The sequence below is a fragment of the Streptosporangium sp. NPDC004631 genome, from assembly GCF_053601935.1.
Window position 1 is genome coordinate 1 of sequence record NZ_JBSGCR010000025.1, and the last position, 12,367, is coordinate 12,367.

The 12,367-nt window shown below is 73.1% G+C and carries 8 protein-coding genes; 4 read left to right on the forward strand and 4 right to left on the reverse strand.

The annotated features are described in order from the left end of the window. Nucleotides 1–123 precede the first annotated feature (123 nt). Together ACWEF2_RS22885 and ACWEF2_RS22890 are read right to left on the reverse strand one after the other, a co-directional pair. Entirely contained in the window at nucleotides 124–918 is a 795-nt protein-coding gene (locus ACWEF2_RS22885; protein ID WP_453818231.1) for an inositol monophosphatase family protein, read from the reverse strand. Between the two features lie 88 nt (nucleotides 919–1,006). Further along, entirely contained in the window at nucleotides 1,007–2,986 is a 1,980-nt protein-coding gene (locus tag ACWEF2_RS22890) for a prolyl oligopeptidase family serine peptidase (RefSeq protein ID WP_453818233.1), read from the reverse strand. 116 nt (nucleotides 2,987–3,102) lie between these two features. Here ACWEF2_RS22890 and ACWEF2_RS22895 point away from each other — a divergent pair, with 116 nt between their 5' ends. Continuing rightward, nucleotides 3,103–4,065, forward strand: a complete 963-nt coding sequence (locus tag ACWEF2_RS22895) for a ferrochelatase (RefSeq protein ID WP_453818235.1) — start codon at nucleotides 3,103–3,105, stop codon at nucleotides 4,063–4,065. A 56-nt stretch (nucleotides 4,066–4,121) separates the two neighbouring features. Here the strand turns inward: ACWEF2_RS22895 and ACWEF2_RS22900 are convergent, their stop codons facing one another. Further along, a complete protein-coding gene (locus tag ACWEF2_RS22900) occupies nucleotides 4,122–5,465 on the reverse strand; it encodes a lytic murein transglycosylase (RefSeq protein ID WP_453818237.1) in 1,344 nt (447 codons plus the stop codon). 129 nt (nucleotides 5,466–5,594) lie between these two features. Between ACWEF2_RS22900 and ACWEF2_RS22905 the strand changes: the two genes are divergently transcribed. From ACWEF2_RS22905 to sepH, 3 genes are all read left to right on the forward strand, one after another. Continuing rightward, nucleotides 5,595–6,791, forward strand: coding sequence for an MFS transporter (locus tag ACWEF2_RS22905; protein WP_453818239.1), 1,197 nt, complete (start codon nucleotides 5,595–5,597; stop codon nucleotides 6,789–6,791). A 90-nt stretch (nucleotides 6,792–6,881) separates the two neighbouring features. Further along, on the forward strand, nucleotides 6,882–8,198 hold the full coding sequence (locus ACWEF2_RS22910; RefSeq protein WP_453818241.1) for a D-arabinono-1,4-lactone oxidase: 1,317 nt from the start codon (nucleotides 6,882–6,884) through the stop codon (nucleotides 8,196–8,198). Nucleotides 8,199–8,796: 598 nt separating this feature from the next. Further along, nucleotides 8,797–10,398: a septation protein SepH gene (gene sepH, locus ACWEF2_RS22915; protein WP_453818243.1), complete on the forward strand. Its 1,602-nt coding sequence runs from the start codon at nucleotides 8,797–8,799 to the stop codon at nucleotides 10,396–10,398. A gap of 237 nt (nucleotides 10,399–10,635) precedes the next feature. On the opposite strand, the gene ACWEF2_RS22920 is transcribed toward sepH, so the two are convergent. Next, the gene (locus tag ACWEF2_RS22920) at nucleotides 10,636–12,273 is read right to left on the reverse strand and encodes a PH domain-containing protein (RefSeq protein ID WP_453818245.1); all 1,638 of its coding nucleotides are present in this window, start codon (nucleotides 12,271–12,273) and stop codon (nucleotides 10,636–10,638) included. Nucleotides 12,274–12,367: the final 94 nt, after the last annotated feature.

The following is a 12,367-nucleotide window of genomic DNA, read 5'->3' on the forward strand; positions in this document are numbered from 1 at the left end:
TTGTGCTGTACACACGGGTGATGTACAGGCCCCGCGAGCCCTCAGCCACCGCACCGGGGCGGGGCTGCGGGGCGCCCCCGCCGCACACCGGGTGTGTTTCCACGCGCCGGGCGCCCGCGCGGGTCAGGCGTCGCGTTCGGGGTCGAGCGGGACCAGCAGTTCGTGCAGTTCCGCGAAGAGCCCCGGTGCCGCGCAGATCGTCAGCTCGGGACTGTACGGCCTGCCGCGCAACCCGCCGATCCTGGCCCCGGCCTCGACGGCGATGAGACCGCCGGCCGCGTAGTCCCAGTACTCAGGGCCGCGTTCGTAGAAGCCGTCCACCCGCCCGGCCGCCACCGAGCACAGATCCAGGGCCGCCGAGCCGCCGCGGCGGATGTCACGGACACGCGGCAGCACGTGGGCGAGCACCTCGGCCTGGACCTTCCGCCGGCCGGTCCCGTAGCCGAACCCGGTGGCGATCAGCGCCCGGTCCAGCGGCACCCCGGTGTTGCAGCGCAGCCGTTCCCCGGCCAGCCAGGCGCCCTCGCCCCTGGCCGCGGTGAAGACCTCGCCCCGGGGCACCGCGTTGACCACGCCCGCGACGACCTCGCCGTCGACCTCGACCGCGATGCTGACCGCCCACTCGGGCAGGCCGTACAGGAAGTTGACCGTTCCGTCGATCGGGTCCACGATCCAGCGGACCCTGCCGTCACCGGTCAGGCCGCCCTCCTCGCCGAGGATCGCGTCTTTGGGCCTGACCTCCCTGATCCGGTCGCGGATCAGCCGCTCCGACGCCCGGTCGAGCGCGGTCACCACGTCGGTGGGGCTGGACTTGGTCGCCAGCACCTCGGGGCGGGCGGGCCGTTTGGCCAGGAGCATCTCCCCGGCCTCCCTGGAGATCTCCTCGGCCAGCCGGACGAGGGTCACGACGCTCTCCACGACCGTCCCCCTCCGCTCGCTCGCCCACCCCGCGTGAGGATCCGCGCCCGCGTCGCCGGTCGCCCACCGGCCCCCGGTCCCCCCGGCCTCACGACAGCGACTCCGGCCGTTTCCACTCCTGACCGAGGACGTGCTGGGCCAGGAAGGCGAGCACGGTCTCGTACCAGACCACGACGTTGCCGGGTTTGAGCACCCAGTGGCTCTCGTCGGGGAAGTACAGGAACTTCGACTCCACCCCCGTACGCCGCAGGTCCCACCAGAGCCGCAACCCCTCGCCGAGGGGTACCCGGTAGTCCCGGTCTCCGTGAATGACCAGCATCGGCGTGCGGATGTCGTCCAGCGACAGGTGCGGGGAGAGCGCGCGGTACAGCTCGCCTCCCGGGGTGCCGAACTCGCGCTGCCAGTACATGGCCGCGTCGGTGGTGCCGGCGAACTGATCCAGGTTCCAGAGCGAGGCGTGGGTGACGATCGCCCTGAACCGGTCGGTGTGCCCGGCGATCCAGTTGGCCATGTAGCCGCCGAACGAGCCGCCCAGGGCCGCGGTCCTGGCCGCGTCGACCCCGGGCAGCTCCAGCGCGGCGTCCGTGACGGACATCAGGTCGGCGTGGGTGCGGGGCCCCCAGTCACCCCAGCCACGCCGGATCATCTCGGGGCCGTAACCGGTGGACAGGCACGGATCAGGCAGCAGTACGGCGTACCCGTGCTGGGCCATGATCCACGGGTTCCACCGCCAGGACCAGTCGTTCCAGCTCGACAGCGGACCGCCGTGAACCCAGAGCAGGAGCGGGGCCGGGCTCTCCTCCGAGGCGTCCCGCGGCAGCACCAGCCAGGCCCGGACCGTCGCGCCGTCGTCGGCGGTCGCGGTGACCTCGGTCAGGGTTCCGGGAAGTTCGTACTCGGGGGCCGGGGAGGCCAGTTCCTCGACCGTACCGGCGGCGGTGACGCGGACCGGCCGGGGAGCACGGTCCATCGCGCCGCGCAACGCGTAGACGGCGCCGTCGGGTGCGACGTTGAGCGACAGGTAGGAACCGTCGTCGGGGGTGAGCCTGACCGGCTCCGAGCCGTCTGCCGGGACGTGGAAGATCGGGCGGCGGCCCCGGTGGTCGGCGGCCAGGTACAGCGACCGGGAGTCGGGCGCCCAGGCGAAGTCCACCGGCCACAGTTCGCCGCCGACGGCGTGCCCCTCGCCCGTGGCCAGGTCCGCGATCCACAGGGTGACCTCGGGGATCCGGACGGTGTCGGCGTGGCTGGTGCGCACGCACGCGACCAGGCGCCCGTCGGGAGAGATCCTGACCGGCCCCTCGAAGTCGTGCCCGTCGGGCTCCCCCAGGATCCGCCGGGTGCCGGCGTCGGCCGTGTCGATCGCCACCAGCCGCCAGCCGAGCTCCCCGGCGGGCAGCTGCACCGCCCAGTTGGTCACGACCGTGGCGCCGTCCGGCGTGACGTCGTAGGAGGAGTGGAACAGCGCCCGACCCGGCTGCGGGGTGAGGTCCCTGACCTCGGTCAGCCGGTCGTCCCCGAGGGTTCCGGCGAACAGCCGGGCCTCACCGGGGCCGAGGTCGTGGTCCCAGTGACGGACCGGGTAGCTCTCGTGCAGGATCGCGCCGACCCCGCCGTCCCTGCGGTTCGCGCGCCGCTCGGCCTCGGTGGCCTCGTCACCGGGAAGCACGTCGGAGCCGAAGACCACGCTCGGCCCGCCGACGGCGAACCCGGTCACCCCGCCGGGCCGGGAGGCGATCTGCCTGGCCTCGCCCCCGGTTCCCGGGAGCAGCCAGAGCGCGGAGACGTCGTCGTCGGGGTCCTTGACGGTCGCGTCGGGGCGGCGGGAGCAGAACAGGAGATCACCGTCGGCGGTGAACTCCGCCCCGGCCTCACCCTGCGCGGACCTGGTGAGCCGGTACGGCGCGCCGCCGTCGAGGGGAATCTCCCACAGGGACGTCCCGTAGGACTTGCCGTCGGGGTTCAGTGCCTGGACCACACCGACCAGGCGAGTGCCATCGGGGGAGAGCCGCAGGGATGTCACCCGCGGTAAGCCGACATAGTCGCGGATGTCGCTAAATGGCGTCACGCTCCGAACCTACCCCGCGTGTCTTCTCCGATCACGTATTCGGGAAAGGCCCGCTTTTCGAATGAGCCGCGGTGACCGGGCGGGAGAACGTCCCGGCATGCGGTTTGATGAGTGCCATGGGGACTTACGACGCACTGCTCGTCGTCTCGTTCGGGGGACCTGAGAAGCCGGACGACGTGATGCCGTTTCTGGAGAACGTGGTGCGGGGCCGGGAGGTCCCCCGCGAACGGCTGCTGGAGGTCGAGGCGCACTACCAGCGCTTCGGCGGGCACAGCCCGATAAACCAGCAGTGCCGCGACCTGATCGCCGCCGTCGAGCCGACCGTGGACCTGCCGGTCTACTGGGGCAACCGCAACTGGCACCCCTACCTGGAGGACACGCTGCGCCGGATGGCCGCCGACGGCGTGCGCCGGGCGGCGGCCTTCGTCACCGCCGCCTACAGCTCCTACTCGGCCTGCCGGCAGTACATCGACGACATCGCGCTGGCCAGGGCCGCGGTCGAGGGCGCCCCCGAGGTCGTCAAGCTCCGTCACTACTTCGACCACCCCGGCTTCGTCGCGGCCATGGTCGACCACACCCGAGAAGCCCTGGAGCGGCTGCCCGCCGAGCACAGGGACGCCGCGCGGCTCGTCTTCACCGCGCACAGCATCCCGGTCTCGATGGCCGACACGGCCGGGCCGCGCGGCGGGGCGTACCGGGAGCAGCTGCTGCGGACGGCCTCGGCGGTCACCGCCGGGCTCGGCGGTGGGCGGGAGTGGGACCTGGTCTGGCAGAGCCGGAGCGGCCCGCCGCACATCCCGTGGCTGGAGCCCGACGTCTGCGACCACCTGCGCGGGCTCGACGCCCCGGCGGTGGTGCTGGTGCCGATCGGTTTCGTCTCCGACCACATGGAGGTCGTCTACGACCTCGACGTGGAGGCCGCGGACCTGGCCGCGAGGATCGGCCTGCCGCTGGCCAGGGCCGCGACCGCCGGCACACACCCCCGGTTCGTCTCGATGGTCGGCGAGCTGCTCGCCGAGCCCGAGCCGGTCCCGTGCGCGGCCACCTGCTGCCCGGCCCTGCCCCGCCGTCACAGGTAGCCGCCGCGGGCGGGTGCCAGGGGCCGCGCGTCGAGGGCGGGCGTCACAGGCGGGCGTCAGGGGTAGGCCGAGGCGTAGGCCCGGGCGATGGACATGACCTTGCCGACGTACGACCAGGAGTGGTTGTAGAACCAGACGGCCTTCTCCAGCTTCGTCCCGCCCTGGCCCGCGCCGTTGGCGCACAGGTAGCTGGCCGCCGAGGGGACGGCGTCGTAGGCGCTCCAGATGTCGGCGGCGCCGTCACCGTCACCGTCGACGCCGTAGGCCTTCCAGGTGGCGGGCATGAACTGCATCGGCCCCAGGGCCCCCGCGGACGACGGCCCGTTGTTGCGTCCGTGTGAGCTCTCCACCTGGCCGATCGCGGCCAGCACCGTCCACGACAGGCCGGGGCAGACGGCCGCCGACCTGCGGTACAGCTCCAGATAGCTGCCGGGCCGCCCGACCGTGGCCCGCCGGGCCGGGCGCGCCTCCCCTCCGTCGGCCGTCCCCGTCGCGCTGCCGTCCTTCCCCGTCCCGTCCCCGGCCTTCTCCCCCGCACCGATCCCGTCCCCGGCCGCGGTCCCGGTCCCGGCCGCCGTTCCGTCCGCGGTGGCCTTCGCGGTACGGCTCCCGCCCACCGTGACCACCTGCGCGCCCGAACTCAGCAGCTTGCGCACCCCGGTGCTCAGGGCGGCCGTCGCCTCCTCCGGACCGTGCACCAGCAGTGCCACACCGGGCAGCAGGCCGAGCCGCCGCCCGGTCTCGGTGCCCACCAGGCCGTCGACTCCGGGCAGGCCGAACGAGGCCGACGCCGCGAGCCGGAGCCGGGGGCCGCCGTCGACCTGGTACTGCGAGCCGAGGACCAGCCCGAGGCGGCGCACCGCCGAGCCGTCGGCGACGAACTCCCCCCTGGCCAGCGCGCTCCACACCTCCGGATGGCCGGCGACGGCCTCGGGGACCCAGGCCCGGAACCTCACCGGATCGACCGCGAGCAGGTTGAGCCCGGCCCCCGACACCCTGACCGCCCCGCCGTCGAAGGAGTCGATCTTCTGAACGTGCCTGAGCCGGGAGATGTCCTCCTTGGTCCGCTCCGGCAGCGTCGACTGGGAGACCACGAGCAGCCGGGGCGGGGTGGGGGTGACTCCCGGGCCGCCGGTGACCGGGGACGCCGAGGTCTCGGGGGCCGGCTCCGCCGGCGCCGTACCGGCCGGAGTGGGGTCGGCCCGTACCGGCTCGGCCTGCGGGACGAGCCTCGTCAGGTCCCGGACGTCGGGGTCGGCGACGGAATCGGCGACGGTGGCCGTGGGGGAGTCGGCGGGACGGGTGACGATGAGCACCGCGCCCCCGATGGCCACGAAGGCGATCACGGCCAGTATCGTGACGAACACCCCTAATTTGGGAAGATGCCACACTGCGCTCACGTTAGCCCCAGGTGACCATGATGTGTGGCATTGCGTAAGAAGTCGCATGAAAAACGATTTGCCGAGTGGCGGACCGGTACGGAATCGTCGATGCGATCCACGCCCATACCGCCCGAAAGGGGACTTCCAGTGGTCGGGCCTTACCGGAGGCTGTTCAGCAGGCCCGGCGTCAAGGGATTCGTCGTCGCAGGGTTCTTCGGGCGGATGCCGATGTCGATGCTGGGCATCGGCATCGTGCTGCTGGTCCAGGCGCTCACCGACTCCTATGCCATGGCGGGCGCGGTCGCGGCCACCGTCAGCGTCTCCTACGCCGTCGCCGCCCCCCTGACCGGACGCCTGGTGGACAGGTTCGGCCAGGCCAGGGTAATCGTCCCGCTCGTCCTGACGCACGGCGCCGCACTGACGGGGCTGATGCTCTGCGGGGAGTTCGGCGCGCCGATATGGACGCTGTTCGCCACCGGTGTCCTGGTCGGGGTGAGCGCGGTCTCGCTCGGCTCACTGGTGCGGGCCCGCTGGTCCCACCTGCTGACGGGATCGGACGACCTGCACGCCGCCTTCTCCTTCGAGTCGGTCGCCGATGAGATGATCTTCGTCGCCGGACCGGCGCTGGTCACCGCCCTGGCCACCTTGGTCAACCCGTACGCCGGCCTGATCGTCGCCCTGGTGTGCACGCTGGCGGGCACCCTCGCCTTCGCGATGCAGCGCGGCACCGAGCCGCCGACCGAACCGGACGGCAGGCACCCGGGCAGCCCGATCACCATCCCGGGGATCGCACTGCTCTCGTGCGTCTTCCTGGCGATGGGGACGGTGTTCGGCTCACTGGACCTGATCACCGTGGCGTTCGCCGAGGAGCGCGGGGCCAAGGCCGCCGCGGGGCTGCTGCTCGCCGCGATCGCGAGCGGGAGCCTGGTCTCCGGGCTCTGGTACGGCGCGCGGCGGTGGAGGATCTCCCTGCGCAGCCGGTTCGTCCGCGCCCTCGGGGTGTTCGCGGCCGGTCTGACCCCGATCACACTGATCGGGGACGTCAGGATCATGGCGGCGGCGATGTTCCTCGCCGGTCTGGCCATCTCTCCGACGATCATCACGGGCTACACGCTGATCGAGCAGCTGGTCCCCGCCCGCCTGCTCACCGAGGGCATGTCGTGGCTCTCCACCTCGGTCGGGTTCGGCGTGGCGCTCGGCGCCTGGGCCGGTGGGCGGCTCACCGACACGTTCGGCGCCTCCAACGCCTACGCCCTCCCGTTCGCCTCCGCCCTGCTGGCCATGATCATCGGAGTCACCGGCTCCGCCTGGCTCCGGTCCCCTGTCCCGCAGCAGCAATCATGAGTATTGTTCATATTTGCGGCGAAGTGAGTGTGAACCGGCCCCACGGACGAACCATGCGTGCTTCGTGACGCCGACAGTCAGGGAGCAAGCATGCGTGACACCTTCCGCAACTGGGCCGGGAACCAGTCCATCACCCCGGCGCAGGTCCGCACCCCCTCATCCACGGCGGAGACGGCGCGGGCCGTGCGGGACGCCGCCGCGGCGGGGCTGCGGGTGCGCATGGTCGGCACCGGTCACTCCTTCACCGGGGTCGCGCTGACCGACGGCCTGCTGCTCCGGCCGGACGCGCTGACCGGGATCCGCGAGGTCGGCGACGGCTGGGTGACGGCGGCGGCGGGGACGCCGCTCGGCGTGCTCAACGAGGAACTCGACCGGATGGGCCTGGCCCTGGCGAACATGGGCGACATCACCGCCCAGACCCTGGCCGGGGCCATCCAGACCGGCACCCACGGCACCGGCAGGGAGGCCGGCGGGCTGGCCGACCAGGTGCTCGGGCTGGAGCTGGTGCTCGCCGACGGCGAGGTCGTCACGGTGTCCGGCGGCGGCACCGGGAGGATCCGCGACGGAGTGAGCGAGCGGGACCTGTTCGACGCGGCCCGGGTGGGGCTGGGCGCGCTCGGCGTGGTGACCGCGGTGACCTTCCGGGTGGAGCCGTCGTTCCTGCTGCGCAGCACCCGGCAGCCGATGAGGCTGACCGAGATCCTCGACTCGCTCGACACGATCACCTCGGACAACGAGCACCTGGACTTCTTCTGGCTGCCGCACACCGACACCTGCCTGACCAAGCGCAACAACCGGAGCGCGGGGCCGGCCAACCCGCCGAGCGCGTTCCGGCGCTGGCTGGACAACAGGTTCCTGGAGAACACCCTGTTCGGCGCGGTGTGCGGGATCGGCGAACGCCTCCCGGGCGCGATCCCCCGGCTGAACGCGATCTCGGCGGCGGCGCTGTCGGCCTCGACCCACACCGACACCTCCTACAAGATCTTCGCCAGTGTGCGGGACGTACGGTTTCTGGAGATGGAGTACGCCATCGCGCGCGAGCACCTCGGCCAGGCCCTCCGGGACACCCGCGACCTCATGGAACGGCGGGGCTGGAAGATCACGTTTCCGATCGAGGTGCGGGTCACCCCGCCCAGCGACGCGTGGCTGTCCACCGCCTACGGCAGGGACTCGGCCTACATCGCCTGCCACGTCTACCGGCCGACCCCGAACCCGGCGTACTTCGAGGGCGTGGAGGAGATCATGATCGGGTACGGCGGACGCCCGCACTGGGGCAAGCTGCACACTCGTGACGCGGCCTACCTGTCCACCGTCTACCCCCGGTTCGCGGACTTTCGGGCACTGCGCGACCGGCTGGACCCCGGACGGGTGTTCGCCAACGACTATCTGGGCACGGTGCTGGGCTGAGGGGTGCCGCGGGGAGGCCCTCGCGGCCGGGCGCGCCCCGCGATCCACCGGACTTCCGGGGGCTCCCCCGCCGAGCCGGCGCTCGCCGCCCGTTCCCCGAATCGGCCCCGTGTCACAGGCCTCCGGTAAAGGCGTGCGTAAAGCCTCCCTCGAAGAATGACGCATCGGCGTGTCCCACCGTTACGACGGCGGGTACGGCGGGCAGATTCGCAGACGCCCTGCGCCGCTCAACCCCAAGGGAGTCCGCCGGAGATGACCTTCTCCCGCCGTCCAGGCCCGCCGCCGCACACCGCGCCGGCGGCACTTCGCCCCGAGACCAGCGGGCCGGCCCCGTCACCGTCTCCCGGCTCTTGTCCCAAGTCCGCGACGGCACCCAGAGTTATTGGGGAGAATCCGTCGAGGACTCCGAACGTACTGCTCCGCACCGGTGCCCGATAAGTAGATGGATGGAGTAAATGTGACGGGCGTCACATCGCTGCGAGCCCCATCCAGGAAGGCGATGTTCGGACATGCCGGGTACGGTGCTGGCAGGCAACCGGCACACGCGAGAGACTCAAGGGTCCGGGGGAAGATTGAGCACGACGACGAAGGGACTCGCATGCAGGAGCTCCGACTCGTCGCGGTGAGTGAGGACGGGACCTATCTCGTGCTGGCGACGGCCGGCCGGGGTACCCGGTTCACGCTGCCCGTCGACGACCGGCTCCGTGCTGCCGTCCGCGGCAACTTCTCCCGTCTCGGCCAGTACGAGATCGAAGTGGAGAGTCCGTTGCGCCCCAAGGAGATCCAGGCCCGGATCCGTGCCGGCGAGACCGCGGAGGAGATCGCCGCCACGGCGGGCATCCCGGTCGAGCGCGTGCGATGGTTCGAGGGCCCCGTGCTCCAGGAACGTGAGTACATGGCTCAGCAGGCGCAGCGGTGCGCCGTGCGGCTGCCGGGCGACTCCGCTCCCGGTCCCACCCTCGGTGACCTGGTCGCCGAACGACTGACCCGGCGCGGCGTACCCGCCGACGAGATCGACTGGGACTCCGCGAAACGTGACGACAACCTGTGGCGGATCAAGCTCGGTTTCGTGTGGAACGGCCACAGCCGCAACGCCGAGTGGGTCTTCGATCCGCGCCGGCGGCACATCACGCCACACGACGACGAGGCCATGCGCCTGTCGGCCGGCGAGTACGTCGAGCCGGTCGAGGACACCACGGTCACCCCGTTCGTGCCCCGGGTGGCCAAGCTCGCACCGGTGCCGCCCCTGGCACCGGAGCCGCTGAACCAGCCCCCGGTGTCGTTCCCCTCGGTCCTGCGGCACGAGCCGGTCCAGCCCCGGCCCGTCCACGCCGAGCCCGAGCTTCCCGCGGCCCAGGCGGAGACCGTGCCACCCGCGCCGCCCGCGGCCTACGTCCAGCCTCCGATGCCGCCGCTCCCCGCCGGATACGAGCCGCCGAGGTCCACGGTGCCGCCGCTGCGCGCCCCGGACGCCGTCCCCTACGAACAGCCGATCAGGACCCCCGAGGTGGCCAGGGCGGCCGAGCCCGTCACCCGGATCAGGGCCTCAGAACCGGCTCCAGTCCCCGCCGGCCCCGTGGCCGCCCCGGAGCCCGGCGCCTCGGAGAGGCCGGCCCCGGCGCCGGAACCGGTCAGGGCGCCGGAACCGGCCGCGATCGCGGGGTCAGCCGTGCCCGCGCCCGTCGTGCCCGCCGCCGTTGGGCCCGCAGGACCCGCCGAGGCGACCGGAGAGCCCGGACCCGCCGCCCCCCCGGTCGCCGAACCGGCCGCCTCCTCTGCGGGGGCCGAGGCCGGCTCCCCGCCCGCACCGGCCGTCGCGGAGGAGGCCGAGGTCCCCCGCGTCTCCGAGTCCCCCTCCGCCGCGAGCGTCGCCGAACCGGCCGAGGTGAAGCCGGAGCCCGCCCGCGAGCACCCCCCGGCCCCCGCTCCCGCGCCGGGACCGGCCCAGGAAACGCCGATAGCGGTGCCCGCGGCGCGCGTCAGCGTGGACGAGCCGGCCCAGCCGGAACCGGTCAGGGAGGAGGCTCCCGCGGCCGTCGCGGCGCAGGAGACGGAGGCCGCCAAACCGGTGCCCGACAAACCGGCGGAACCGCCCAAGCAGGCCCCGGCTCCGGCCCGCCCGGCGAAGAAGGCCCGGGGACGGCGCGCGTCCGTACCGACCTGGGACGAGATCATGTTCGGCGCCCGCCGCCAGGACTGACGACACTCCGCGAGGCGGGGTGAGACCGGGACACCGGTCGCCCCCGCCTCGCCGTCCCTGGGGCCGCACGGCGAACCCGGAGCCGCGAGAGCCCGGAGCCAACGGTGAACTCGGACCCGCCGGAATGTCGCCGGTCAGGCGTCCGGCGGTCTGGTCGCCGCCACCACGGGACACCCCGCCGGACCGCCGGTCACCGCGTGGCGTTCCCCTCCCCGCCCGAGGCGGAGGTCTCCACGCTCACCGGGATTCGACGAACGGAGCGAGCCAGTCGGGGGTTACCTCGGCGGCGAAGGCCACCCCCGCCGCCGCCCCGACGTCGACCGCGTCGTACCCTCCACTGCCCGCGCCCACCCCGGCGGTCACGGTCAGCAGGCCCGCCTGACGCTGGAACAGGGTCTGGGTCAGTTTCCAGCCGACCACGGCCCGCTCCTCCACCACGGCCTGGGAGCGGCGCAGCGAACCCGACCGGACCGACAGACGCGCCCCGTCGTAGGTGTGCCCCAGGGAGCGGTAGCGGTCCAGGCCGAGCGGGACGCCCAGCACCGCCAGCAGCAGAGCCACCGCCACCGGCCCCCACCAGAGCGGGGACCACGTCAGGGCGGCGGCCAGCGCGCAGCCCGCGACCAGCAGCCATGGGAAGACCGCGCGAAACAGCCTGCGTCTGCGCGCCGCCACCGGGTGAGCCCGCAGGCCGGTGGCGATCGGGCCGACCGCCTCGCCCACCACGTCCAGCAGGGTGGCGCGCGGCACCACCGGCATCAGCTGACCCCGGGTCTGCGAGTCTCCGAGGCCGGTCACGATCGCCCAGGCTCGGGCGACCCCGGCCCAGCGCTCGGCCACCCCCTCGACCAGCTCGAATCCGCGCACCCTGCGCCGCTCCAGCGACACGCTCCGGCGCGTGATCAGGCCACGCTCGGCGACGAGGTACCCCTCCCGCCCGCGCAGGGTGAAGTTCCAGTTGAACACCGCGTACATGATCGCACCGGCGACCGGCATGGCGAGCACCAGCAGCGCCAGAAGGCCCACGAGGAGGAGCGGATGGCCCCAGAGCCACTCGCCCGCCCCCACCACGGCGCGTCCGTCGATCCTGAGTTCCCTGCCCCACTGGAACGCCAGGCCCACGGCACCGGCCACCAGCGCGAACGGGGTCAGCAGGTAGGACCCCGACAGCGGGCCGTAGGCGAGCCACCCGCGCGGTATCACGAAGAACACCCGCTCCGGAGTCGTCTCGCCGACCTCGTGACGGACCGTCGGGGAACCCCCGGCCGCCGCGGGCCCACCGGCGACCGCCGGGAACCCGGCAGCCCGGCCGGTCGCCGAAATCGCGGGGCCGGCCTCCCCCGGCGCCGCCGCGGCGCCTCTCACCTGGGCACGCCGCGCCATCCGGGCGCGCGCGTGCCAGAGCAGCACGGCCTTGAGCCGCTCCGCCTCCGCGACGGTCACGCCGTCGAGCTCACCCTCCTGCTTGTCCTCACCACCCGCGCCGGTGTCGATCCTGAGCACGGCGATGCCGAGCAGGCGGTGCAGCGGCGGGTTGCTGACGTCGACACCGCGGATCCGCTCCAGCGGGACCGTCCGTACCGACCTGCTGATCAGTGACCGGGTGAGCTCCAGCCTGTCGCCCGTGATCTGGTAGGTGAAGGTGGCCCAGCGGACCGCGCTGTAGGCGACGGAGCCGATGACGCCGAAGGCCGCCCAGGCAAAGGATCCGGGCGAGAACCCGCCGATGAACAGGACACCGGCCAGCGGCAGGAAGAGGGAGGGCAGCATCCGGATCGGGTCGGTCAGCAGCACCTTGGGGCTCAGCCGCAACGGCGGCCCGGTCGGCTGCGGCCCGTGCCCCCCGGCGTCGGGCGCCTGGGCGCCGGGCTCCACGAGGTCTCCGGAGTCCGGCGAAGGATCCGGGGAGACCGTCTGGGAGCCCTCCGGAGAGCCTCCGGGCAGAGGCCCGGAGGACGGCGGGGAGTCC